The following is a 22,257-nucleotide window of genomic DNA, read 5'->3' as shown; positions in this document are numbered from 1 at the left end:
CGATGGCGCCCGCTCCCGCACGCAAGCCGACGAAAGCAGAACGTACTGCAGCAGCCCGCGACCGCGAGAAGGCCGCACGCGAGGAGCAGCAGCGCAGGGAGCGCCGTCACGGACTGCTCGCCAAGTGGGGTGTCGTCCTGGCGGCCCTGATCGTCGTCGCCCTGATCGCTGTCGTGGTGGTCAACAACGTGCGCGGCCAGATCCCCGACGCCGGGCCCGCGCCGCAAGGCGGCAACGCCCAGGGCGGCGTGACCCTGCTGTCCACCACGCAGACGGCCCCCACCGGCACGGATTCGGTGGATACCGCGTCCCTGCCTGCCGAGCCCGCGGCGGAGGGGACGGTGCCGGACGGGATCACCCAGGTGTCCAGTGGGCCCCTGCAGGTGGTCGCGTACGTCGACGTCAACTGCGTGCACTGCGCGGACTTCGAGGCGCAGCATGCCGACCGGATCGGCGCGTGGCTCGACGCCGGTGAGATCACCTTCGAGTACCGCACGGTCGCCTTCCTCGATCGCGCCAGCCGCACCGACTACTCATCGCGGGGTGCCAATGCCGCGGCCTGCGTGGCCGACTCCGCTCCCGGCGCCTACCTCGACTTCAACCAGCGGCTGTTCGCGCACTACGAGCAGGGCGAGCTCGACGACGAGGGGCTGGTGGCGCTCGCCGACGAAGCGGGCGCGGGGGACATCTCAGCCTGCGTGGAGGACGGCACCTACCGACCGTTCGTCAAGTACACGACGGCAGCAGCCCAGGCAGCGGCGGTCGGCGGCACGCCGACCGTCTATGTCGACGGCGCACTGGTGCCCGACGCCGTCGCCGACTTCGACACGGCGGTCCAGGAGCAGCTGGACGCGCAGGGCTGATTTCCCGCAGTGCCGGTGCTGGGCTAACCTTGGTGTGCGCTCGCCGTACCTCCGCATGGGGGACGGCCGGCGCCGGCTGGCCGGGCCAGCACGCCTCCTTAGCTCAGTTGGCCAGAGCACCGCTCTTGTAAAGCGGGGGTCGTCGGTTCGAATCCGACAGGGGGCTCCACGATCCCGACGCGGTCCGTCCGCCGCTGGACGCCCGCACCCGGCACGTCGGCAACCTCAGGCCACAGCGGTCTCAGGCCGAGGTGCGGTCCGCCTTCTCGGCCGCCTTGCGCGCCGCCCGTGCTCTGTCCCGCTGGAGATCACGGCGGAATTTCTCCTCGTCCACCGCCGTGTTCCGGCTCATGCCCATCACCCAGACCACGATCAGCACGACGGCGAGGAGCCAGACGGCGATGCCGGCGCCGATGACGAGAGCTAGCTGCAGGACAGTCATGGTGCTCCTCTCGTCACGGGACAGCGGGCTTCGCGCCGTTGCGGTGCTCCATTGTCCCAGAGTGGGGTCCCGCTGTCAGTCACCGTGCCGGCCGCGCCCTATCCTCGCTGGTCCGGGCCCTGCGCCTCCACCTGCTCGGCCTCCCGTTCCTCCGTCTGCCCCACGCTCGTCGTCGTACCCGGCTCCATGCCGTCCAGCTCCCGCCAACCGCCCGTGCGGTAGGCGGGCGTGGCCGTCGCGAGGACCACCAGCGTGAGGGACACCGCTGCCAGCATGACGCACACCATGGCCACCGAGTCCCCGCCGAGCAGGCCGACGAAGGGGCTCACCAGGCCCGCTACGCCGGACTGCAGGGCCCCGATCACCGCCGCAGCGGTTCCCGCCATGTGCCCATAGTGGTGCAGTGCCAGCACGGAGGCGTTGGCGGGGATCATTCCCTGCGTCCCGAGGACCAGCCAGAGCCCGGCCACGAACCCGACGATCCCCCCGAAACCGGTCAGCACGATCGCGAGGAGGATGAGGGCGCAGACCATCTGCACGACGGCGGCCACCCGCAGGATGCGGATCGGTGCAGCGCGACGCACCAGCGCTGCGTTGAGCTGTGCGGACCCGACGATCGCCACTCCGTTGAGGGCGAAGACGGCGGCGAATTGTGCCTGGCTCAGCCCGTACTGGTCCTGGAGTACGAAGGGCGACCCGACCACGTAGCTCATGATCACGGCGAGCCCCAGACCGGGGATGACGGCGAGGGCCATGAAGTGGCGGTCGCGGAGCAGGGACGCATAGCCGCCGGCCACCTGCCGCGGGCGGCCGGGACGGCGCTGCTCGCGGGGCAGCGATTCCGGCATGAAGCGCCAGACGATCAGCACGAGAGCCAGCCCGATCAGGGCGAGGGCGTAGAAGACGGCCCGCCACTGCCATGCCCCTGCAATGGCCTGACCGATGGTGGGTGCGAACAGCGGGGCCACGCCGATGACGAGCATGAGGCGTGAGAGCAGCCGTGCGGCGTCTGATCCCACGAAGCGGTCCCGGATGACGGCGATCGCCACCACCGACGCCGCGGCGTTGAAGAATCCCTGGGTTATCCGGAGTCCGATCAGTGTGCCGATGTCGGGCGTGATGGAGCAAAGAAGGGAGGTCACGACGTGCAGAGAGATGCCGATGAGCAGGGGCAGCCGGCGGCCGAAGCGGTCGGAGAAGGGGCCGATCACGAGCTGGCCCACGCCGGCACCCAGGAGCATCCCGGACATGGTGAACTGCGCTGCCGCCTGCGTGGCCCCGAGATCCTCGGCGACCACGGGCAGGGAGGGGAGGTACATGTCCGTGGTGACGGCGGGCAGTGCCGCGAGGGCTCCGAGCATCAGTATCCAGCCGATGGTCGAGCGTCTGTCCGTGGTGCTCCGGGGTGTGGTCTTCGCGGTACTCACCCCTCAACCGTAGGCAATCGATCGACCGAACGAACAGATCTGCAGGACACCCGGCGCAACGGCCGGAAGTGTGGACACCGGAGCGGAGCGCGGATCAGCGCGGATCAGCGCGGATCAGCGCGGCGGCAGCCGGTGCGTGGCCACGGTCAGCGTCCCGGCGTCGATGACGGCCGTGAGGAACGTGCAGAACGGTTGGCGGCGGCGGTCCGTGGGGGAGCCGGGGTTGAGGAGCCGGAGGCCCGAGGGTGCGGTGGTGTCCCAAGGGATGTGGCTGTGGCCGAAGACGAGGACATCGGTATCGGGGTACAGCGCGGCCATCCGTGCCTCCCTGCCCTGACTCTGTCCGGTCTCGTGGACCACGCCGAGGCGCACGCCGTCCAGCTCGGCCCTCGCGACCAGGGGGAGGCGCGCCCGGAGATCGGCGCCGTCGTTGTTTCCGTAGCAGGCGATGAGCCGCCGTGCCCGTGCCTCGAGCTCGTCCAGCAGCGGTGCTTCCGTCCAGTCGCCCGCGTGGACGACGACGTCGGAGGCCTCGACAGCGGCCCACACCGCGGAGGGCAGGGCTCGTGCCCGCCTGGGCAGGTGAGTGTCCGCGAGGATCGTCAGTGAGAGCGACATGGTGCCATTCTGCCCGTCGGCTGTCCCCGCTGCCGGCGTACCCGGTCCGGTGACACGGTGCCCGATCCTGTGCCATGCTTTCATCAGCACACTTACCAATCGGCGGTCACCGCCGCAAGGAGGCACCCAATGCAGATCGACAAGTCACAGATCATCGACCTCCTGAAGAGCCAGGGCAAGGACGATCGCGCGGACGAGGCCCAGTCTGCGTTGCCGGACACGGTTGATCCCGAGCAGCACGCGGACCTCCTGGCGAAGTTCGGCATCAACCCCCAGGACCTGCTCGGGAAGATCCCGGGCCTCGGGGGCTTCGGGGGCTAGCCCCGGCGGGTAGACCCATGGGGGCGGAGCGGACGACGGCGGAGACGGTGGTCATCACGGGCGCGTCCAGCGGGATCGGGCGGGCCACGGCGCGGCTCTTCGCCGCGGACGGTGCTCAGCTCGTGCTCGCGGGGCGGGACGCCGCCACGTTGGAGCCCGTCGGTGCGGAATGCCGCGCCAGGGGAGCCACGGTGATCACCGTGCCCACCGATGTCTCCTCGGAAGCGGAGGTCGACGCTCTCGCCGACGCGGCGGTGGAGCGCTTCGGGGACATCGACGTCTGGGTGGGCAACGCCTCGCTGTACAGCTTCGGCACCTTCGAGCAGACGCCGTCCGCGGTGTTCGACCGACTGATCGCCGTCAACCTCCAGGGTCAGGTCTACGGGGCACGCGCGGCACTTCGCGTCTTCCGCCGACAGGGGCGCGGTGTCCTCGTATCGGTCGCGTCGCTCTATTCGAGGATCAGTTCTCCGCTCGTCGGCCCCTATGTCACGAGCAAGTTCGGTCTGCTCGGCTTCCTCGAGGTACTCCGCATGGAATTGCGCAACGATCCGGCCATCCATGTGTGCGCCGTCCTTCCCGCGACCATCGACACACCCATCCACCAGCACGCGGCGAACCACACGGGCAGGAGGGTCAGGCCCCTGCCTCCCGTGACCGATCCGGTGCGGGTGGCCCGCGCCATCGTCCGGGTCTCGCGGAGCCCCCGCCGCCTCACGCAGGTGGGCCGCGTGCAGTCGCTGGCCGTGTACGGCCGGGCCGTCGCCCCGGCGGCCTACGAGGCCGTCCTCGCCCGCGTCTACCCTGCCCTCGCGCTCACCGGAGACCGCGCGCCCGCGACGGACGGCAATCTGTCCGTGGCCGATCGCTCGGAGACGGGAGTCACGGGAGGCTGGCGACGGCTCGCCTGGCTGCGCCGCCTGCCACGCAGGTGACGCCGGTGAGTGGAGGCGCTGTCCCGCTCACCATGCGCGCCCGCTGCTGTCAATGTGAGCGACACGATAGGCGGCGGGGTCGGGTCATCCGGTCCGGGCCCCGATGATGGAGGCATGGATCAATGGCAGGGTCTCCTCGCACAGTGCGCCCGGAGCATGGGCTTCGACCGCGAGCCGAGGCGCGCAGCCTACGCGCTCGGGGGCGTAGGGCTGTTCTGGGCCGTCGGGTTGCTCGGTGGACTCCCCCGGATACTGCATGTCGTCTCCTCACCGATGACCGCCCTCGTGCTGCTCTACCTCATGCTGGTCGTCGTTGCCCTGTCCTTCGTCGTCGCCGCGGCCGCGGTCCTGCATCTCGGCAGGCAGGCCGCCGGAAGGCGCCGGCGCTAGGCGCCCTCCGGCAGGCCCGCCTCAGCGCCTGACGACGACGTGCTCGTTCGGGACGCAGTGCGTCATGGTCAACCCGGTCACGTCCCGGGGGCCGTTCTTCCCCAGGTTCTCGAGCCGGGCCAGTTCCTCCTCCGAGAGTGTCTGGCTCGCGAGCGGCGACAGATCCTTCACCTCGTCGAGGCCGATGCCGAGGCCCTCCCCGACGCGCGCGCCCAGCTCATCGTCCACCAGGTAGAAGTGCCACACCATGCGTTCCTGGACCGAGCGTGCCGCCTGCCCGATCAGGGTCACGAAATTCCCCACGAGATCGTCCTTCTCCCACTGCTCGAGCAGCTGGTAGCGCTGGCCCGCCTGGAGATAGTCGTTGGTGAGTGGGATGCGCGTGCGCGTCAGGCGACCACGGATCTCGGGGCCCTGCTCGTCGTGCGTCGGATACTCACCCTCCCTCAGCCCGCCGGTGATGGAGGGCTCATAGTTGACGTGGGGGTTCTGATCCGGCGCGAGGTCCGTCGCGAAGGACATCTGGCCGCCCCGCTGGTTCGTGTGCACGGAGGCGTTCTTCGCAGAGTTCACGGGCAGCTGCAGGTAGTTGGGGCCCACGCGGTACCGCTGTGCATCGCTGTAGCTGAAGGTCCGGCCCACGAGCATCTTGTCGTCGGAGAAATCGAGCCCGTCGACCAGCACGCCGGTGCCGAACGACAACTGCTCGTTCTCGTTGTGGTGATCCGCCACGTTCCGGGTCAGCGTCATGGTGCCCACCAGCTTCGGCTCGAAGTCCTGCTCCGGCCAGGTCTTCGTGTCGTCGAGTGGGTCGAAGTCGAGTTCCGGGTGGTCGCCGTCCTCCATGAGCTGCACGTACAGGTCCCACTTCGGGTACTCGCCGCGTTCGATGGCCTCGTAGAGGTCCTTCGACGCATGCCCGAGATCCGTGGCCTGGATGGCGGCGGCGTCCTCCTCGGTGAGGCTCCTCACGCCCTGGTGCGGCTGCCAGGTGTACTTCACGAGCTTCGTCCCGCCGCCGGCGTCCACCCACTTGTAGGTGTTCACGCCGAACCCCTGCATGTGGCGGTAGTCCGCGGGGATACCGCGGGGGCTGAACAGGTTCACGAGCATGTGCATGGACTCCGGCGTCTGCGACATGAAGTCGAAGATGCGCGCCGGTTCCTGGCGGAAGGTGACGGGGTCCGGCTTCAGGGAGTGGATGACATCAGGGAACTTGATGGCGTCACGGATGAAGAACACCGCGAGGTTGTTGCCCACCAGGTCCCAGTTGCCGTCCTCGGTGTAGAACTTGACGGCGAACCCGCGGGGGTCCCGAGCGGCCTCCGAGGAATCACGGCCGCCGATGACGGTCGAGAAGCGGATGGCGACGTCGGTCCTCTTGCCCGGCTCGGAGAAGAGCTTCGCGCGGGTGTAGGTGGCGATCGGCTCGTCACCCCACCTGCCCGTCGCCTCGAATTCGCCGTAGGCCACCGCACCGCGGGCATGGACCACGCGCTCGGGGATGCGCTCGCGGTCGAAGTGGCTGATCTTCTCGAGGAACTGGTAGTTCTCCAGCGTGGCGGGGCCGCGGGCGCCGACCGTGCGGGAGTTCTGGTTGTCGAAGACCTGGTGGCCCTGGCGGTTGGTCAGGACGGCGCGGTCGTCACCCTCGGCGGGTGGTTGGCTGGCGACATCGGTCATGGCATTCTCCTTACGTCGGGCCCTGGTTCTCGCGGATGCGGGGTGGCCCGGAGGTCCCCGCATCCGTCGTTCACCCGCTGCCCGGGCAGCGGGTGAACAGCAACCTCGGTGGTCGCCTATCCGGCCTCGATGTCCGCGTAGCGCTTCAGCAGCCTGCCCGCGCTGCTGTCCGGCTCGGACGCGAGGGCGCCGCGCATGACATCGAGTTTCGCTGCTCCTGCGGGGAAGGGCGGCAGGAGTGGCACATTCGGGTCCGTCACCACGTCGAGGACGAACGGGCGGTCGGAGGAGAAGGCCTGATGCCAGGCATCGGCGAGCCGCTCCGGGTCCTGGACCCGCACGCCATCGAGCCCGAGCAGCCGCCCGTAGGCAGCGGCGTCGACGTCCGGCAGCGCCTGACTGTCCACGAACCGCGGCTCACCCTCCATCTCGCGCTGTTCCCAGGAGACCTCGGCGAGATCACGGTTGGTGAGGACGCAGACGACGAAGCGCGGGTCCGCCCAGCCCTTCCACAACCGGGAGACGGTGATGAGTTCCGCGAGCCCCGCCATCTGCAGGGCGCCGTCGCCCACGAGGACGACGACGGGCCGGTCCGGGCGGGCGAGTTTCGCGGCGATCCCGTAGGAGACGCCCGCCCCCATGCAGCCCAGCGTGCTCGAGAGGTGTGCGGGCACACCCCGCGGCAGGCGCAGTTGGCGGGCGTACCAGTACACGCAGCTGCCGACGTCCACGGCCACCTGGGCGTCCTCCGGCAACACACTGTTCAGCTCGTGCACCACGCGTTCGGGATTCACCGGATCGGCCGGCGTCATCGCACGCTCCAGGGCGATCCGGTGCCACCGCTCCACCTCCTGCTCGACCTCGGTGCGGTAGTCCTGCTCCTGCCGGCCGTGCAGGAGCAGGAGCAGGGCCGCAAGCGCTGCGGCGGCATCGCCGTGGAGGGCCACCTCGATCGGGTACCGGTTCCCGATCGCTTTCGGATCGATGTCGATCTGCACGGCCCGGGCCTGCCCGGGAGCCGGGTAGTACTCGGTCCATGGATCGTTCGATCCGATGATCAGCAGGGTGTCGCACGTGTCCATGAGGTAGGCGCTCGCCGTGGTGCCGAGATGGCCCATGGTGCCGGTCGAGAAGGGTAACGACTCGTCGACGTACGGCTTGCCGAGAAGGCTCGTGGTGATGCCTGCCCCGAGCCGTTCGGCGACGGCGACCACTTCCTGTTGCGCGTGCGCAGCCCCCTGACCGACGAGGAGGGCGATCCTGCGTCCTGCATTGAGGACGGCGGCGGCGTCGCGGAGGTCCTCCTCGCGTGGCGCGACGGACCCGAGGGACCAGACGGGCGAGGACGGCACGACGCCGTGTTCGTGGGGCGTCGCGGGCGTGGCCTCCTGCTGGAGATCGTGCGGCAGGATCACGACGGCGGGTGACCGCGTGGCCAGCGCGGCCTTGAACGCACGATCCAGGACCATGGGCAGCTGCTCGGCATCGGTGACCTGCTGGAGGAACTCCGAGGCGACGTCCTTGAACAGGGCCGGCAGGTCGATCTCCTGCTGGTACGCCGATCCGAGCACCGTCCGGCTCTGCTGTCCGACCAGGGCGACGACCGGCACGCTGTCCATCCGCGCGTCGTACAGTCCGTTGAGCAGGTGGACCGCGCCGGGCCCCTGCGTCGCCGTCACCACTCCTACTCCACCCGCGTACTTGGCGTGCGCCACCGCCATGAAGGCGGCGGCCTCCTCGTGGCGGGCCTGCACGAACTCCGGGCTCCCCGCTCCACCCGCGTACTTGGCGTGCGCCACCGCCATGAAGGCGGCGGCCTCCTCGTGGCGGGCCTGCACGAACTCCGGGCTCCCCGCCCTGCGCAGGGCGCCCAGGAGGGGGTTGATGCCGTCACCGCTGTAGCCGAAGACCCTGTCCACGCGCCAGGACGCCAGGCGGCGCACCACGAGGTCGGCGACCGACCCCGAGGGCTCCCGGTCGTCCGTGCGGGTGCCTTCGGCTGCGTCCGTCATCGCTCAGGCCGCCGTCGGTGCGTCGGGTCCGGTCGGCCAGCGCAGGAGGGCCGCGATCGGCCGCTCCTGGAGTGCACCGGAGGGGTATATCGTCGCCTCCGCGTCGGTGAGGGCTGCCGCCCGGAGCAGGGCAGCTACGGCCGGCACCTCTCCCAGCACGACTGCTCCCGCGGTCTCGGTCTCGGACGCCGCGACCCAGGGAGCGGCGTCGAGCGCGAGGAGCGTCTCCCCGTCCCAGGCCGTCGCCTCGAGGAGAAGGGACTCGACCTGGGCCTGCTGCAGCGCCGTGACGACGGCGCCGCGGCCGACGGCGGACGTGCGCGTACCCTGGCCCTCCTTCTCGGCCAGGCGCGCCAGCAGGGTCTGCTGGCGCTCGGCCATGGTGCGGGCCACGAGGGCCTGTACCTGCTCGTTGAACATCTCCTCGTCGGCGCCGTCGGCCCGGGTGTTGCTCTCGATGATGCCGAGCTTCGCGGCCGACTCCTGGGAGACCTCATCGGCCACGAGCTGCCGCGCCCGGATGTCGCCGGCCACCACGATCAACTGTGCGTCGTGCTCCGCGGCGATGCGGTCGATCTCGGAGGCGACCTCACGCGAGTTCATCTTCCACACCTTCTCCGCGTGCTGCTGCCGGTTCCGCTGGGACCAGCCACCACTGCCGAGCTTCCGGGTGTGCATCGTGTCACCCTCGATGTCGGAGGCAGGGGCCCCCGAGGTGATGTGCTGCTCGTCGCCGTCGGCATACTGCAGGTAGATCTCGCCGCCATGGTGTCCCACCTCCGCCACGAGGTAGGCGAAGTCCTCCGGGCTGTGGCGGACCAGCGGTGTCAGATCCGGGATGGGCCCCGTCGCGGTGACCGTGAGGCCGACGAGGTCGCCGGAGAGGAATTCGTCGACGACCGCCGTCCCGTCGTTCACGAGGAGATAGCGTGTCACGGGGTCCGGCAGGCCCTTCGCCGTGCGCGCGAGCGCGGTGACGGCCGCCTCGATGTCCCCGGGCGGCGCATCCGCGGCCTTCATCTCCTGGGCGATGCTGCGGGGAAGGATCTCATCGCTCGCCAGGCCGTCCACGGTACCGGTGCTGCCATCCACGTAGATGGTGGTCCAGGGACCGGGCCGTTCGAACAGATGGGCGTGGTCTTTGAGTACGTGCGTCACGAAGGATCCCCTGTCTTGTCATGGCGGCGGCCGGCGCCGCATTTACTAAGGACCCTTATGGTCTATCACCCCGGCCGCGCCGTGAGAAGGTCCGCGACGAGCGGCGCCGGGCTTGAAATTGCCTCGTTGCGCATGGGTGGCGATTGGTAGCGTGGACAGCATGCTGACAGTTCCCGAGAAATTCCCGCCCGCGTACGTCCGTTATCTCGAGGCCCAGGACGAGGGTTTCGCCGAAACGGTCCTGATGGTCATGAAACAGTCGGTCGCCGAGGGCAAGCACGGCATCCTCATCAGCGACCAGGCGCTCGATCGCGGCGCCGAGACATCCGAGGAGGTCCCGTTCGGAGAGGTCGTCGAGGGGACCCGCTGAACGGCTGCCCGTCGTCCGAGGGGTCTGGTGAAAAAACGACGGAAGCGCCGGCCAGGGGGCCGGCGCTTCCGTCGTTCTGCGTGCGGTGGGCTGCTGCTAGCTGCCTGCCCCGTCCGTATCGTCGGGGTCCGCGCCTTCGGCAGGCGCTTCGGGGTGCACGCGGATGTCTTCCGTGTCGGCGCTCCGGTCGCCCTCGGCAGGCGCCTCGGCGTGGATGCGGTCGTCGTCGCTCGGCTGCTCTGACATGCACTCGTCCTTTCGGTTCGAGGGAAAGTAACCTCCCTTAGTGTCAGTCTACGGACCTGCGTGCCGAGGCATAACCCGGCAATGAGCGCGTGACCCCGGCTCATCAGCATGCTTACCATCGGGGCATGACGACGCAGGACACGGCCGTGGTGCGGCGCCCGCTCGAGCGGGGAGAGCTGCTCGGGGCGACGGCGATGGGGCTCGCGTCCCTGGCTGCGGGGCTGGGCGCTCACGCACTTGCAGGGGGAGCGGTGCCTGGTCTCGCCGTCCTCGGTGGACTCGCCGCCCTCGGCGTCCTGGCCGCCGTCCTCGTGACCCGGTGCAGGCTGCCGGGCTGGGCGCTGCTGCTCCTGCTGGGACTTGCGCAGCAACTCCTCCACTGGCTCCTCGGCGGACTGGCCGGCGGTCCGTCGTCCGCCGCTCCCGGCGTGTCCGGCCATCACGTCGAGGCCCCGCCGGTGGGCGTCGCCGGCTCCACGGGTCATTCGCCCGAGGCAATGCTGATGCTGCACACCCACCTCGCCGCGGCGCTCCTCCTGGGCTGGCTGGTCCTGCGGCACCGGGCGCTCCTGCACTGGGTGCGCTCCCGGAGGCGGTCCGGGGACGCGATCGTTCACGGACCGCGGGATGATCTCCACGCGCGAGCTCACGGGGCCCGGAACGGGAAGGCGCCCCCGTCGAATGACGGGAGCGCCTTCCTGCAGGTAGACATCACCTAGTTGGCGTTCGCGGTCCCGTCGTAGAACGGGTAGTCGGTGTAGCCCTCCGCGCCGGTCGAGTAGAACGTCGCCGCATTCGGCTCGTTCTCGGGGAGGTTCTCACGCCAGCGGCGGGCGAGATCCGGATTCGCGATGGCGGGACGGCCGACGACGACGGCATCGCCCACGCCGTCCTCGAGGATCGCGATGGCTTCCTCGCGGTTGGTGATGACGCCGAAGCCGCTGTTGATCAGCATGGGCCCGCCGAAGCGCTTCCTGAGGTCCTGAACGAGCTCGCCCGTCGGTTCGGCGTGCAGCACGCTGAGGTAGGCGAGGCCGAGCGGAGCGAGCGCGTCCACGAGTGTTCCGTAGGTGGCATGCACATCGGCTGCCTCGGTCTCGAGGGCATCCTGGATGTTGTGGGCCGGCGAGACGCGCAGTCCCACCTTGTCCGCTCCCACCTCGGCAGCCACGGCGCGGACCAGCTCGATCACGAACCGGGCGCGCTTCTCCGGCGATCCTCCGAAGGCGTCGTCACGCTGGTTGGACTCGGGGGAGAGGAACTCGTGCAGGAGATAGCCGTTGGCGCCGTGCAGTTCCACGCCGTCGAATCCCGCGACGTCGATCGCCCTGCGCGAGGCAGTGACGAACTCCTCGATGATCCCGGGCAGTTCCTCGGTGGTGAGTGCGTGCGGCACGGGGTACGGCTGCTTGCCTGTGCTCGTGCGCGTGGTGCCGTCGATGGCGATGGCGCTCGGCGCCACGACCTCGTAGCCGCCATTGGTGTCGGCGTGGGTCACGCGGCCTGCATGCATGACCTGGGCCACGATGCGGCCGCCGTCGTCGTGGACGGCGTCGGTGACGCGCTTCCAGCCCGCGAGCTGCTCGTCCTCGACGAGGCCGGGTTGCCCGGGGAAGCCCTGGCCCGCGTGGCTCGGGTAGGTGCCCTCGCTGACGATCAGTCCCAGCGACGCGCGCTGACGGTAGTGCTCCACGACGATGTCGCCCGGGATCCCGGCGTCTCCGGAGCGCACCCGGGTGAGGGGGGCCATCACGACGCGGTTGGGGAGTTCGAGCGTACCGAGGGTGAGGGGGGAGAACAGCTTCACGTGGTCCTGCTTCCTGACGGGGGTGGGTCCTACTGATCAGGAACCGGCTACCGCAGGAGGCTATTCCTCATGTGCTGCTCGTCACGCCGCCCACCGTGGGTCCTGCCCGGCCGCACTCGCCTGGGTGGATCGCCCCCGGCCGGTGGTGTGGGACCGGGCGCGGTGGGACACTGTGCGTGTTCCCGCGGCTCGGCGGGACGCGAGGATTCGGCGGGCGATGACGATGCGACATGGGTGAGATCCGCATGAACACGGCACCCGGACGGTGGGTGCTCCTCGCGACGGTCCTCGGCTCCGGGATTGCGGGAATCGACGCGACCGTGGTGAACGTGGCCCTGCCGACCATCGGGGCCGACCTCGGAACGGACTTCGCCGCCCTGCAGTGGATCGTGACCGGCTACACCCTGACGCTCGCCTCGTTCATCCTGCTCGGCGGCTCCCTCGGGGACAGGTTCGGCCGGCGCCGGATCTTCGTCATCGGTGTGATCTGGTTCGCCGTGGCGTCGCTGCTCTGCGGCATGGCGCCCGACGCAGGGCTGCTCATCGCCGCGCGGGCCCTGCAGGGTGTTGGGGGCGCGTTGCTGACGCCCGGGAGCCTGGCCATCATCCAGGCCGCGTTCTCGGGAGAGGATCGCGCGCGGGCCATCGGTGCGTGGTCGGGGCTCGGCGGGGTGGCGACGGCGATCGGTCCCTTCCTCGGCGGATGGCTGGTGGAGAGCGTCTCCTGGCGCTGGATCTTCCTCCTCAACGTGCCCATCGCCGCTGCCGTCGTGTGGATCGCGCTACGGCACGTGCCCGAGACGCGGGATGCGGACGCGACCGGCCGGCTCGACGTCGCGGGAGCGGTCCTCGGAGCGCTCGCCCTGGCCGGCACCACCTATGCCCTGATCGAGGCACCCACGCAGGGAGCCGGCTCCCCGGCCGTCGTCGGATCGGGCGTCCTCGGGCTCGCCGCCGCCGCGGCCTTCCTTCTCGTGGAAGGGCGCTCCGGGCATCCGATGATGCCCCTGCGGATCTTCGCGAACCGCCAGTTCAGTGCGGCGAACGCCGTCACCTTCCTCATCTACGCGGTGTTCGGTGGCATCTTCTTCCTGCTCGTCGTCCACCTCCAGGTGGTCTCGGGCTTCAGCCCCGTCGCCGCCGGGATCGCGATGCTGCCGATCACCGCCCTGATGCTGGTGCTCTCCCCGCGAGCGGGCGCGCTGAGCGCACGGATCGGACCGCGGGGACCGATGGCAGTCGGACCCCTGCTGTGCGCGGTGGCACTCGTGCTCATGCTGCGCATCGGTCCCGGTGCCTCCTATCTCATCGACGTCCTTCCGTCGGTGCTCGTCCTCGGGCTCGGGCTGTCCCTCCTCGTCGCGCCCCTGACGTCCACGGCGCTCTCTGCGGTACCGGAGCGGCAGGCGGGCCTCGCCTCCGGGGTGAACAACGCGGTGGCCCGGGCCGCGGGCCTGATCGCGATCGCCGTCCTGCCCGCGGCCGCCGGGCTCACCGGCGACGCCTACACCGATCCCCCCGTGTTCGCGGCAGGATTCGACACCGCCTGCATCATCGGGGCGGTGGTGCTGGTCGTCGGAGGCATGCTCGCCGCGCTGACCATCCGGAACCCCCGGGTCGCGGAGAATGAGTATCCCAGCCACTGTGCCGTCGACGGTCCGCCGGCGGCGCCCGGAGCGCTGCACGCCTCGAGGACGATTCCGGACGCACCGTGAGCTCGGCCGTGGAGTGAGCCCGATCGGTCAGCGCGTCCGGCCGCGGAGACGCCGGAGCCCCGGACAGGTGACCTGTCCGGGGCTCCGTCTGAACCGGGTGCGGCGTCGCTAGCTGACGTCCTCCTGGTCCATCCCGCTCAGCGGTGAGCCGCCGCGGTTGGCGGGGTCGTCGCTGGCGTCGACGTCGTCGTCGTCCATCATGCCGAAATCGACGTCGGCGGCCGCCTCGCCGAGCATCGGCTCATCCGGAGGAACCTGCTCCTCACCGTGCTCGTAGCGGGCCTCGGCGGTCTCGTCGCGGAGCGTCTGGTCGCTGAGGACCCCCTCCTCGCCGACGCCGGACACGCCGTTCTCGTCGTCGCCGCTCTCGGTCACGGTGGGCTCGTCCTGCAGGAGCGGATCCTCCTGCCAGCGGTCCGGGTTCAGCTCCGCCGCGTCCTCGTAGGCGTCCGGCTGGCCCTCGAGGACCGGGTCGAAGGCCTCGGGTGCGAGCGAATCGTTCGGCACCTCGGGGTCCTCGCCCACGATGGTCAGTTCCTCGTCGGGAAGGTTCTCAGTCATGTTCTCTGCCTTTCGTCGGTGCTGCGCAGCGTTCAAGCATCAGCCTAGCGAAGTCATCAGCCTGCTGATGAATTCCGTCGGGGTGGACCGGGGTGGGGCTGGCCCCCGGATACCCCTCCCGGGACGGGTCACACGTGGTCGCGCCAGCTGTGCTGCGGATCGAACCCGAGGACGCGACGTGCCTTCGTGATCGACAGGAGGGTCTCGTGCTCGCCCACCTCGCGCGTCACCTCGACACCGGGGAACACCTCGGCGGCCAGATCGGCGCTCGGGCGGCTCATCACGGTGTCCGCCGCCGCGATGATGAAGCGGTCGAACCCCGGCGCCGCGTTCTGCAGGGCGCGGTCCACCGCCTGGGCGCCGTCCCGCCCGTCGATGTAGCCCCACAGGTTCCACTTGCGCGCGGTCGCATCGGCGTCGAAGGACGGGAACTCGGCATAATCGGCCGGATCCATGACGTTGGAGAAGCGGAGAGCCGTGATGCTCAGTTCGGGGTCCCAGCGGGTCAGTTCGATCGCGAGCTGTTCCTCCAGGTGCTTGACGAGCGAGTAGGTGCTCTCGGGCCGGGCCGGGTACTCCTCGTCCACCGGGATGTACGGCGGTGGCGTGTCGAACGGGAGGCCCAGCACCGTCTCGCTGGAGGCGTAGACGATCCGCTTGATGCCGGCTCTCCGGCACGCCTGGAACACGTTGTACGTGGCCGTCATGTTGTTGTGGAACGTCGCGGCGTCCGCCTGGAGCCCGGGCGCCGGGATGGCACCGAGGTGCACCACGGCGTCCAGCGTGTCGTACTTGTCGTCGACGCCCTGGAAGGCGTCGGCGACCTGGCCGTAGTCGCGCAGGTCGATCCGGAGGAAGGACGCGCTGCGCTCGCCGTACTGGTCCAGCTCGACGACGGTGTGCCCGGCCTCGCGGAGACCCCGCACCACGCTGCGGCCGAGCTTGCCGTTGGAGCCGGTGACGGCGACCGTGAGCGGCGCCATCAGGCGGGCCGCTGCTCGGGCGAGACCGTCTTCGCGACATCGGTCTCGGCGAGGTCGCCGATCGCGTCGTCGATGGCCTTCATGACGTCGTCCTCGAGCGTGACGCCCGCGGCGACGGCGTTCGATTCCACCTGCTCGGGGCGCGATGCCCCGATGATCGCCGAGGCGACGTTCTTGTTCTGCAGCACCCAGGCGATAGCGAGCTGCGCCATGGTCAGGCCTACGCCGTCGGCGATCGGGGCGAGCTTCTGGACGCCGGTGAGGACGTCGTCGTCCATCCAGCGCTTGATCATGTCGGCGCCGCCCTTGTCGTCCGAAGCCCGTGTGCCCTGCTCGGGTTGCTGTCCGGGCTTGTACTTGCCCGTGAGCACACCCTGCGCCACCGGCGACCAGACGATCTGTGACAGGCCCAGTTCCTCCGAGGTCGGCACGACCTCACCGTCGATGACGCGCCACAGCATCGAGTACTGCGGCTGGTTGGAGATGAGCTGGAAGCCGAGGTCCTTGGCGAGCGCGTGCCCGTCGCGGATCTGCTGGGCAGTCCACTCGCTCACGCCGATGTAGAGGGCCTTGCCCTGGCGCACGATGTCCGCGAAGGCCTGCATGGTCTCCTCGAGGGGAGTCTCGTGGTCGTGCCGGTGTGCCTGGTAGAGGTCCACGTAGTCGGTCTGCAGGCGCTGCAGCGAGCCGTCGATCGACTCCATGATGTGCTTGCGGGAGAGCCCGACGTCGTTGTGTCCCTTGGGGCCGGTGGGCCCCCAGACCTTCGTGAAGATCTCCAGGGACTGGCGGCGCTCACCCTTCAGCGCCTCCCCGAGGACGGTCTCCGCGGCCGTGTTCGCGTAGACGTCGGCGGTGTCGAAGGTGGTGATCCCGACGTCGAGCGCTGCCCGCACGCACTGCGTCGCGACGTCGTTCTCCACCTGCGATCCGTGCGTGAGCCAGTTGCCGTACGTGATTTCCGAAATCTTGAAGCCGCTGTTTCCGAGGTATCTGAAGTCCATGGTCCCGATGCTAACCACCCTGAGCATCCGAGTACAGGGAGGTCCGTTTCCTGGGGCAACTTCCATGGCACGGCGCAGGGGCGGTACCGTGCAGCCGCTAGACTTGACCGCGACCTTGCCGTTGCAGCCGACCAGTGAATGAGGAATCGTGGCCCACTTCAGCGCTCGTTTCGCTACCGGGACGGAGCAGCAGAACTGGGATTCGCTCGTCACCGGGAACCCCGGCGGGGGCAACATGCTCCAGTCCAGGGCATTCGCCGAGGTGAAGTCCCACCACGGCTGGCGGCCCCGGTTCGTCGTCCTGGAGGGACCCGACTACACGAGCCACGCTTTGGTCCTGGAGAAGAAGGTGCCCGTCGTCGGAGCGCTGTGGTACCTCATCAAGGGTCCCGCCGTGACGGACCCCGGCCACGTGCCCGCCGCGGCGCAGGCCGTCGCCGAGCTCGCGCGCCGTGAGAGGCACAACGTGTTCGCGATCAAGGTGGAGCCCGACCTCGTCGACACCCCCGAGCTGCGCGAGACGTTCCGTGTCGCCGGACTGGTGAAGACCTTCAACCTGCAGCCCAATGACAGCACGGCCCTCCTCGACACCACGCCGGAGTCCAACCAGTTGCTGCGCACGCTGCATTCGCGGGGCCGGAACGCGGTCCGGCGGGCCATCCGTGAAGGCGTCGAGGTGCAGCGGATGGAACCGACGGAGGACACCTTCCGCGCGATGTACGCGCTGATGTCGCACATCGAGGATCGCTCCGCGGCCCGTATGCGGTCCTTCGAGTACTACAGCCGCTTCTGGCAGAATTTCGTGGACGCCGGTCAGGGACGCTTCTACTTCGTCCACGAGGACGGGCAGCCCTCCGTGGGCGCCTTCGTCGTCAACTACGGCTCCAAGGGCACCTACAAGGACGGCGGATCGCGCCCGGGGCGCTCGCAGTACGGGGACTCGCACCTGGTGCAGTGGACCGCCATCAACGATCTCAAGGACGAGTTCGGCATCGTGGAGTACGACTTCTGCGGCACTCCGCCGAGCGACAGGCTCAAGGACACGGACCATCCGCATCATGGCCTGGGGCTGTTCAAGACGAGTTTCACGAAGACTGTGACGGACTATGCCGGCTGCTTCGACCTCGTGGTCAGCGGCTGGAAGTATCGTGTGTGGAACACGATCGCCGAGCGCGTGGCCCGCCAGATCCACTGGCGACGCACGCACCAGCCGTTCTACTGAGGAATGCCGCGGATCGCCGCGGGAGAGCACGCATGAAAGGCGGCTGTGAAAGACGGTTCCACTCCCGGGGACGGCCGATCGCCCTCCACCAACCCTTCGCCCGTGGCCGAGGCCCTGCCGCTCATCCAGCGCCCCTTCGATCCACCCGAGGACCAGAAGAAGAAGCTGGGGAGCAGCAGGAAACGGCGTCCCCCCGCCTCTCCTGACGCCCCGTCGGGACGCTCCGCGGCCGAGCCGAAGACGCCCCGCCAGAGCCGCCAGCGCCAGCCCGCTCCGCGCCCCACGGATGCCCTGCCCACCACTCCCCAGAAAGTGCCGGCATCCAGCCGCCCCAATGCGGCCGCCCGCAGCATGCTGCGCCGGCTCGTGCAGGGGGAGGCGCCGCCCACGCAGGCCATGAGCATCGTGGAGCGGCTCGCGGGAAGTCCGTACGCTAATCCGACCATCCAGGCCGGAGGTCCCGACGCCAGTGCGCGCAAGGCCCTCGACTTCGCCCTGAACCTCGCCGAGACGATGTTCCGGTACGGCGCGGGTGCCCTCGAGGTCGAGACCAGCATCATCGCTGTCACCGCAGCCTTCGGTCTCGAGAACATCGAGGTGGACATCACCAACCAGTCGGTGGTGCTCAACTACTCGGCGAAGGACCAGACGCCCACCACGGTGCTCCGGGTCGTCCGGTCGTGGACCAACAACTACGCCGGTCTCACGGCCATCCACCGCCTCGTCTCGGACATCGCCGACGGCGGCGTCTCCCGGACCGAGGCTGCCCAGCGGCTCGACGAGATCACGCACCGCCCCAAACCCTTCCCCCGCTGGATGGTCACGGCGGCCTTCGGCATCTTCTCGGCGGCGATCGTGGCCTTCGTGGGAGGGACACCGCTCGGTTCACTCATCGGCTTCGTCAGTTGCATCCTGGTGGACCTGGTGAGCCGGAAGCTGGGCGAGTGGCGCGTTCCGGAGTTCTTCTCGGTGGCGACGAGCTCTGCGCTGGTCACCCTCATCGCCCTCCTCTTCTGGTGGTTGGAGGTCCCCATCTCGCCCGCGCTCGTGGTGGTGGGCGGCATCCTCCTGCTCCTGCCGACCGGGCGGCTGGTCTCAGCGACCCAGGATGCGATCAACGGCTTCCCCGTCACGGCGGCGGGCCGGTTCCTCTCGGCGGTCCTCATCTTCGCCGCCCTGGTGGCGGGGATCGCGGTCGCCCTCGTCGCAGGGGCCGCCCTGGGCATCCCGCCCCTCGAGGTCATCGAATCGTCGGGATCGCAGTACCCGTGGCCCGCGGTGGCCGTCCTGACCTTCGTGGCCGTGGCCATGATCTGCATCGCCGAGCAGACGGACGTGAAGCTGGTCATCCCGACGTCCCTCGTGGCCGTTGCCGGGTACCTCCTGCTCGTGAGCGCCACGGCCGCGGGCGTGGGGTACCGTCTGGCTCCCGCGCTCGCCGCGATCCTCATCGGAGCCCTGTCCCGAGTCGTCGCGCTCCGGCTGGGAGCGCCGCAACTCGTGGTCGCGGTGCCCGCCGTGCTGTTCCTCTACCCCGGGCTGACGATCTTCCGCTCCATGTACATGCTGACCCTCGATGCCGAGGTGGTCAACGACGGCGCACTCGGGCTGTTCAACGCCCTGACCGTGGTCCTGGCGATCGCCGCCGGAGTGGTGCTCGGTGACAATGTCGCGAGGCCCTTCACGCGCAAGCTCAGTTCCAACGAACGGCAGCGGAACAGGCGCCGCTGATGCGGACGACCGCGCGTGCTGCCCCGGCTGGGCGAACTAGGGGGTGCGGACGACGGCGGACGTCCTCGCCCACTCGATCGGGTCAGCTCCCTGCTCGGCGAGCAGGCTGTTGACGCGGGTGAACGGCCGTGAGCCGAAGAACCCCCTCGACGCCGACAACGGGCTGGGATGCGCGGATTCGATGGTCGGTGTGGCGCCCAGGAGCGGCTTGAGCCGCTGGGCGTCCTTGCCCCACAGCACGGCGACGAGCGGGCCGCCCCTGGCGACGAGTGCGCGGACGGCGGCGTCGGTGACCTGTTCCCAGCCGAGTCCGCGATGCGATGCGGCCTCGCCGGCGCGCACCGTCAGGACCCGGTTCAGCAGGAGTACCCCCTGCGCGGCCCAGCCGGAAAGATCTCCGGATGCGGGGACGGCGGCGCCAGTGTCGGAGGAGAGTTCCCGGTAGATGTTGGCAAGGCTCCGGGGGACGGGACGCACGGCCGGATGCACGGAAAAGCTCAACCCCACGGCATGCCCCACGGTGGGGTAGGGGTCCTGCCCCACGATGACCACCCGCACCTCTGCGAGGCGAGTGGTGAAGGCGCGGAGGATGTCGTGGGAGTCGGGCAGGACACGCGCTCCGCGAGCGAGATCTGCGGCCAGGGCGGTGGCCAGTGCGTGCAGCACGGGTTGCAGCGGCTCGAGTGCCGGCACCCAGTCCGGCGCGACGAGATCAGCGACGCCGGCAGGGGCCGCGAAGGGGAAGACGGATTCGTCGGCGGAGGACGTCGGTGCCCCGGCGGCGGGGGTGACGGGAAGGTCGAAGAGTGCGCCGTCGTCGTGGGTCATGCCTCCATTCTGACCTGCCCGGCGGTGGCGTCCTGCGCGAATGACAGGCATGTAATTCTTCTCTACCATGGGGTGACACCCGAGCTGGAGATGGAAGGCGGTAGCAGGTATGGCAGAGGCACGACGACAGGCGGACAGCCCCCACCCCGCACCGGATGCCCGCCTGACCCTGACCGACCGCGAGCAGCGCATGCTCGCCCTCGAACGCGAGTGGTGGAAGTACTCGGGAGCCAAGGAACAGGCCATCCGCGATCTCTTCACGCTGTCCGCGACGCACTATTACCAGCTGCTGAACGCGCTGATCGACACGGAAGCGGCGCTCGCGCATGATCCCATGCTCGTGAAGCGGCTGCGTCGCCTCCGGTCCACACGCCAGAAGGTCCGGTCGGCACGGCGCCTCGGCGCGGACATCTAGCAGTACCGCATGCAGGACCCGCATCCGGACGAGCCCACGTCATGACTGACCACCCGAGGGACGAGTTCGACGCGGTCCCCGAGACATCGGACCGCCAGGGCGTGCATCGGGAGCACCTCGATCCTGCTCGCTCCAGCGGTCTGGGGCTGAAGATCACGGTCGGCGTCCTCGCGCTCCTGATCGTCCTCGGTGTCTTCTTCCTGCTCCCTCGGCTCGGCCTCTTCGGAGGGAACGACACGGGTCCGGGTGCCGCCCCCGCCTCGAGCACGACGCCGGGTCCGTCCGCGGATGCCCTGGCTCCGGACCCGACGGGCGGTGCGTCAGGGGGCCCCGCGGCGTCGGCACCCGACAGTGATCCCGGAGTGGCATCCGCCACGGCGACCGATGCCGGGAACGACGCGGGGGACGATCCGGACCGCGACCAGACCGTCAACGTGCTCAACGGCACCGGCGCTCCCGGCCTCGCGACCGTCGCGGCGGAGCGTCTGGCCACCGCCGGATGGACGGCTGCGCTGCCCGGGAACTGGGCCGGAGCGCCGCTCGACTCCTCCGTGGTCTTCTACAACGGGGAGGCGCAACGCGAGGCCGCCGAGTCCGTCGCGGCGGACCTCGACATCGCGACCGTGGTCGAGAGCCCGGACGTCTCTCCGGACATCTCGGTGGTGCTGGGCCCCGACTTCGAGTAGCCGCAGGTGCGACGGCGGGCCTTCAGATCGAACGGGAACCGGATCGGCCTCGGGACCCGGCATCGGTGCACGCACGTGCTCAGTCCTTGAGGGGAATGCCCTTCGCGTCCCGTTGGAACTGCTCCGATCCCACCAGGATCATGATGCCCTCGATCAGTCCCCAGATTCCGGCGGCGATCGCGCTCAGACCGAAGGTGAGGAACGCGCCCACGGTGGACATGAGGATCAGGATGACGCCGATCGTGGTGAAACCGAGGTAGAAGCGGTGGATGCCGAGCGATCCCAGCAGGATCCCGAGGACACCGGCCACCACCCGGGACTTCTGGGGAGCGTAGGGCCGGCCGGAGGGGCCCTGAGCGAACCCACCCTGCCCGTAGGGGGCCGGCTGGTACGGGCCTGGCTGGTACGAGCCCGGCTGGTACGGGCCCTGCTGGTACGAGCCCGGCTGGTACGGGCCTTGCTGGTACGAGCCCGGCTGGTAGGGGCCCGGCTGGGACGGGCCCGGACCGTGCCCGTTCTGCGGGTACCCGTACGGCGGGTGGTCAGCCGGGCCGATACCCTCGCCCGAGGGCAGAGGCCCCGACGGCCGGTCGTGCCGGGTGCCGGCATCCGCCCGTGGTGGGGCAGCGGGGGAGGATGCGGGTTCCTCACCAGGGGCGCTGCCCGCCGCTCCCTGCACGTCGTCTTTCCCGTTGTCCGGACCGGATGCTGACGTCGACACGATGCCTCCTGTTGCTCGATGTCCGCCCAACCTATGCCCTGCGAGAAATCGGCGCCATGGTTGGGGCTCCCGTCCCCTCACCACGGCCTGCCGAGCCCGTCTTCGTGGTCCCCCCGACT

The 22,257-nt window shown here is 69.6% G+C and carries 24 protein-coding genes and 1 tRNA gene; 12 read left to right on the top strand and 13 right to left on the bottom strand.

Going from position 1 to position 22,257, the window contains the following annotated elements:
• Positions 1 to 2 precede the first annotated feature (2 nt).
• Together FJV46_RS02730 and FJV46_RS02725 are read left to right on the top strand one after the other, a co-directional pair.
• Positions 3 to 863: a DsbA family protein gene (locus tag FJV46_RS02730; RefSeq protein ID WP_087031775.1), complete on the top strand. Its 861-nt coding sequence runs from the start codon at positions 3 to 5 to the stop codon at positions 861 to 863.
• Between the two features lie 92 nt (positions 864 to 955).
• A tRNA-Thr gene (locus FJV46_RS02725) sits at positions 956 to 1,032 on the top strand.
• Between the two features lie 72 nt (positions 1,033 to 1,104).
• Here the strand turns inward: FJV46_RS02725 and FJV46_RS02720 are convergent.
• From FJV46_RS02720 to FJV46_RS02710, 3 genes are all read right to left on the bottom strand, one after another.
• Positions 1,105 to 1,305: a hypothetical protein gene (locus FJV46_RS02720; protein WP_087031772.1), complete on the bottom strand. Its 201-nt coding sequence runs from the start codon at positions 1,303 to 1,305 to the stop codon at positions 1,105 to 1,107.
• Between the two features lie 98 nt (positions 1,306 to 1,403).
• Positions 1,404 to 2,732: a multidrug effflux MFS transporter gene (locus tag FJV46_RS02715; protein ID WP_232008574.1), complete on the bottom strand. Its 1,329-nt coding sequence runs from the start codon at positions 2,730 to 2,732 to the stop codon at positions 1,404 to 1,406.
• 114 nt (positions 2,733 to 2,846) lie between these two features.
• Positions 2,847 to 3,350, bottom strand: coding sequence for a metallophosphoesterase family protein (locus FJV46_RS02710; RefSeq protein ID WP_087031767.1), 504 nt, complete (start codon positions 3,348 to 3,350; stop codon positions 2,847 to 2,849).
• A gap of 129 nt (positions 3,351 to 3,479) precedes the next feature.
• Here FJV46_RS02710 and FJV46_RS02705 point away from each other — a divergent pair, with 129 nt between their 5' ends.
• The 3 genes from FJV46_RS02705 (at position 3,480) to FJV46_RS02695 (ending at position 4,996) form a co-directional block, all read left to right on the top strand.
• Positions 3,480 to 3,671 (top strand): hypothetical protein, encoded by a 192-nt coding sequence (locus FJV46_RS02705; protein ID WP_087031764.1) that lies wholly within the window; start codon positions 3,480 to 3,482, stop codon positions 3,669 to 3,671.
• Positions 3,672 to 3,688: 17 nt separating this feature from the next.
• Complete coding sequence (locus FJV46_RS02700; protein ID WP_087031761.1) at positions 3,689 to 4,606, top strand: SDR family NAD(P)-dependent oxidoreductase; 918 nt, start codon at positions 3,689 to 3,691, stop codon at positions 4,604 to 4,606.
• 114 nt (positions 4,607 to 4,720) lie between these two features.
• Positions 4,721 to 4,996, top strand: a complete 276-nt coding sequence (locus tag FJV46_RS02695; protein ID WP_087031759.1) for a hypothetical protein — start codon at positions 4,721 to 4,723, stop codon at positions 4,994 to 4,996.
• Positions 4,997 to 5,017: 21 nt separating this feature from the next.
• Here FJV46_RS02695 and FJV46_RS02690 read toward each other — a convergent pair whose 3' ends face one another.
• The 3 genes from FJV46_RS02690 to FJV46_RS02680 form a co-directional block, all read right to left on the bottom strand.
• Positions 5,018 to 6,679, bottom strand: coding sequence for a catalase (locus tag FJV46_RS02690; RefSeq protein WP_087031755.1), 1,662 nt, complete (start codon positions 6,677 to 6,679; stop codon positions 5,018 to 5,020).
• A 116-nt stretch (positions 6,680 to 6,795) separates the two neighbouring features.
• Positions 6,796 to 8,691 carry a thiamine pyrophosphate-requiring protein gene (locus tag FJV46_RS02685; protein ID WP_087031752.1) on the bottom strand — a complete coding sequence of 632 codons (1,896 nt, stop codon included), beginning with the start codon at positions 8,689 to 8,691 and terminating at the stop codon, positions 6,796 to 6,798.
• Between the two features lie 3 nt (positions 8,692 to 8,694).
• The gene (locus tag FJV46_RS02680) at positions 8,695 to 9,849 is read right to left on the bottom strand and encodes a baeRF2 domain-containing protein (protein WP_087031749.1); all 1,155 of its coding nucleotides are present in this window, start codon (positions 9,847 to 9,849) and stop codon (positions 8,695 to 8,697) included.
• A gap of 160 nt (positions 9,850 to 10,009) precedes the next feature.
• Here FJV46_RS02680 and FJV46_RS02675 point away from each other — a divergent pair, with 160 nt between their 5' ends.
• Positions 10,010 to 10,219, top strand: coding sequence for a hypothetical protein (locus FJV46_RS02675; RefSeq protein WP_087031746.1), 210 nt, complete (start codon positions 10,010 to 10,012; stop codon positions 10,217 to 10,219).
• 96 nt (positions 10,220 to 10,315) lie between these two features.
• On the opposite strand, the gene FJV46_RS15300 is transcribed toward FJV46_RS02675, so the two are convergent.
• Complete coding sequence (locus FJV46_RS15300) at positions 10,316 to 10,465, bottom strand: hypothetical protein (protein ID WP_170212718.1); 150 nt, start codon at positions 10,463 to 10,465, stop codon at positions 10,316 to 10,318.
• A 125-nt stretch (positions 10,466 to 10,590) separates the two neighbouring features.
• Between FJV46_RS15300 and FJV46_RS02670 the strand changes: the two genes are divergently transcribed.
• The gene (locus FJV46_RS02670; RefSeq protein WP_179195234.1) at positions 10,591 to 11,184 is read left to right on the top strand and encodes a hypothetical protein; all 594 of its coding nucleotides are present in this window, start codon (positions 10,591 to 10,593) and stop codon (positions 11,182 to 11,184) included.
• Here FJV46_RS02670 and FJV46_RS02665 read toward each other — a convergent pair.
• A complete protein-coding gene (locus FJV46_RS02665; RefSeq protein ID WP_087031743.1) occupies positions 11,181 to 12,272 on the bottom strand; it encodes an alkene reductase in 1,092 nt (363 codons plus the stop codon). The genes FJV46_RS02670 and FJV46_RS02665 overlap by 4 nt on opposite strands.
• Before the next feature lie 230 nt (positions 12,273 to 12,502).
• Between FJV46_RS02665 and FJV46_RS02660 the strand changes: the two genes are divergently transcribed.
• Positions 12,503 to 13,987, top strand: coding sequence for an MFS transporter (locus FJV46_RS02660; protein ID WP_087031739.1), 1,485 nt, complete (start codon positions 12,503 to 12,505; stop codon positions 13,985 to 13,987).
• A gap of 108 nt (positions 13,988 to 14,095) precedes the next feature.
• Here FJV46_RS02660 and FJV46_RS02655 read toward each other — a convergent pair whose 3' ends face one another.
• The 3 genes from FJV46_RS02655 to FJV46_RS02645 all read right to left on the bottom strand — a co-directional run bounded on the left by FJV46_RS02655 (position 14,096) and on the right by FJV46_RS02645 (position 16,535).
• Entirely contained in the window at positions 14,096 to 14,548 is a 453-nt protein-coding gene (locus tag FJV46_RS02655) for a hypothetical protein (RefSeq protein ID WP_087031736.1), read from the bottom strand.
• A gap of 128 nt (positions 14,549 to 14,676) precedes the next feature.
• Positions 14,677 to 15,531, bottom strand: coding sequence for an NAD-dependent epimerase/dehydratase family protein (locus FJV46_RS02650; protein ID WP_087031733.1), 855 nt, complete (start codon positions 15,529 to 15,531; stop codon positions 14,677 to 14,679).
• Positions 15,531 to 16,535: an aldo/keto reductase family protein gene (locus FJV46_RS02645; RefSeq protein ID WP_087032023.1), complete on the bottom strand. Its 1,005-nt coding sequence runs from the start codon at positions 16,533 to 16,535 to the stop codon at positions 15,531 to 15,533. The genes FJV46_RS02650 and FJV46_RS02645 overlap by 1 nt, the downstream gene beginning before the upstream one ends.
• Positions 16,536 to 16,683: 148 nt before the next feature.
• Between FJV46_RS02645 and FJV46_RS02640 the strand changes: the two genes are divergently transcribed.
• Positions 16,684 to 17,757, top strand: coding sequence for a lipid II:glycine glycyltransferase FemX (locus FJV46_RS02640; RefSeq protein ID WP_087031729.1), 1,074 nt, complete (start codon positions 16,684 to 16,686; stop codon positions 17,755 to 17,757).
• 102 nt (positions 17,758 to 17,859) lie between these two features.
• A complete protein-coding gene (locus FJV46_RS02635) occupies positions 17,860 to 19,488 on the top strand; it encodes a threonine/serine exporter family protein (protein WP_239961570.1) in 1,629 nt (542 codons plus the stop codon).
• 36 nt (positions 19,489 to 19,524) lie between these two features.
• Here the strand turns inward: FJV46_RS02635 and FJV46_RS02630 are convergent, their stop codons facing one another.
• A complete protein-coding gene (locus tag FJV46_RS02630) occupies positions 19,525 to 20,316 on the bottom strand; it encodes a uracil-DNA glycosylase (RefSeq protein WP_087031727.1) in 792 nt (263 codons plus the stop codon).
• Positions 20,317 to 20,425: 109 nt separating this feature from the next.
• Between FJV46_RS02630 and FJV46_RS02625 the strand changes: the two genes are divergently transcribed.
• Together FJV46_RS02625 and FJV46_RS02620 are read left to right on the top strand one after the other, a co-directional pair.
• Complete coding sequence (locus tag FJV46_RS02625; protein WP_087031724.1) at positions 20,426 to 20,731, top strand: DUF3263 domain-containing protein; 306 nt, start codon at positions 20,426 to 20,428, stop codon at positions 20,729 to 20,731.
• Between the two features lie 41 nt (positions 20,732 to 20,772).
• On the top strand, positions 20,773 to 21,417 hold the full coding sequence (locus tag FJV46_RS02620) for a LytR C-terminal domain-containing protein (RefSeq protein ID WP_087031721.1): 645 nt from the start codon (positions 20,773 to 20,775) through the stop codon (positions 21,415 to 21,417).
• 79 nt (positions 21,418 to 21,496) lie between these two features.
• Here FJV46_RS02620 and FJV46_RS15485 read toward each other — a convergent pair whose 3' ends face one another.
• Entirely contained in the window at positions 21,497 to 22,138 is a 642-nt protein-coding gene (locus FJV46_RS15485; protein WP_232008576.1) for a TM2 domain-containing protein, read from the bottom strand.
• Positions 22,139 to 22,257 lie beyond the last annotated feature (119 nt).

Source organism: Arthrobacter agilis, assembly GCF_006494655.1.
GTDB classification, from domain to species: Bacteria; Actinomycetota; Actinomycetes; order Actinomycetales; family Micrococcaceae; genus Arthrobacter_D; species Arthrobacter_D agilis.
The sequence above is the reverse complement of the archived record's forward strand: the minus strand, read 5'-3'. Positions and strand labels throughout refer to the sequence as shown.

What these genes read in the sequence shown, in the direction of transcription:
- FJV46_RS02730 (WP_087031775.1), top strand. Translation starts at nt 3, where the DNA reads ATGGCGCCCGCTCCCGCACGCAAGCCGACGAAAGCAGAACGTACTGCA.
- FJV46_RS02720 (WP_087031772.1), bottom strand. Translation starts at nt 1,305, where the DNA reads ATGACTGTCCTGCAGCTAGCTCTCGTCATCGGCGCCGGCATCGCCGTC.
- FJV46_RS02710 (WP_087031767.1), bottom strand. Translation starts at nt 3,350, where the DNA reads ATGTCGCTCTCACTGACGATCCTCGCGGACACTCACCTGCCCAGGCGG.
- FJV46_RS02705 (WP_087031764.1), top strand. Translation starts at nt 3,480, where the DNA reads ATGCAGATCGACAAGTCACAGATCATCGACCTCCTGAAGAGCCAGGGC.
- FJV46_RS02700 (WP_087031761.1), top strand. Translation starts at nt 3,689, where the DNA reads ATGGGGGCGGAGCGGACGACGGCGGAGACGGTGGTCATCACGGGCGCG.
- FJV46_RS02695 (WP_087031759.1), top strand. Translation starts at nt 4,721, where the DNA reads ATGGATCAATGGCAGGGTCTCCTCGCACAGTGCGCCCGGAGCATGGGC.
- FJV46_RS02690 (WP_087031755.1), bottom strand. Translation starts at nt 6,679, where the DNA reads ATGACCGATGTCGCCAGCCAACCACCCGCCGAGGGTGACGACCGCGCC.
- FJV46_RS02685 (WP_087031752.1), bottom strand. Translation starts at nt 8,691, where the DNA reads ATGACGGACGCAGCCGAAGGCACCCGCACGGACGACCGGGAGCCCTCG.
- FJV46_RS02675 (WP_087031746.1), top strand. Translation starts at nt 10,010, where the DNA reads ATGCTGACAGTTCCCGAGAAATTCCCGCCCGCGTACGTCCGTTATCTC.
- FJV46_RS15300 (WP_170212718.1), bottom strand. Translation starts at nt 10,465, where the DNA reads ATGTCAGAGCAGCCGAGCGACGACGACCGCATCCACGCCGAGGCGCCT.
- FJV46_RS02670 (WP_179195234.1), top strand. Translation starts at nt 10,591, where the DNA reads ATGACGACGCAGGACACGGCCGTGGTGCGGCGCCCGCTCGAGCGGGGA.
- FJV46_RS02660 (WP_087031739.1), top strand. Translation starts at nt 12,503, where the DNA reads ATGGGTGAGATCCGCATGAACACGGCACCCGGACGGTGGGTGCTCCTC.
- FJV46_RS02655 (WP_087031736.1), bottom strand. Translation starts at nt 14,548, where the DNA reads ATGACTGAGAACCTTCCCGACGAGGAACTGACCATCGTGGGCGAGGAC.
- FJV46_RS02650 (WP_087031733.1), bottom strand. Translation starts at nt 15,531, where the DNA reads ATGGCGCCGCTCACGGTCGCCGTCACCGGCTCCAACGGCAAGCTCGGC.
- FJV46_RS02645 (WP_087032023.1), bottom strand. Translation starts at nt 16,535, where the DNA reads ATGGACTTCAGATACCTCGGAAACAGCGGCTTCAAGATTTCGGAAATC.
- FJV46_RS02630 (WP_087031727.1), bottom strand. Translation starts at nt 20,316, where the DNA reads ATGACCCACGACGACGGCGCACTCTTCGACCTTCCCGTCACCCCCGCC.
- FJV46_RS02625 (WP_087031724.1), top strand. Translation starts at nt 20,426, where the DNA reads ATGGCAGAGGCACGACGACAGGCGGACAGCCCCCACCCCGCACCGGAT.
- FJV46_RS02620 (WP_087031721.1), top strand. Translation starts at nt 20,773, where the DNA reads ATGACTGACCACCCGAGGGACGAGTTCGACGCGGTCCCCGAGACATCG.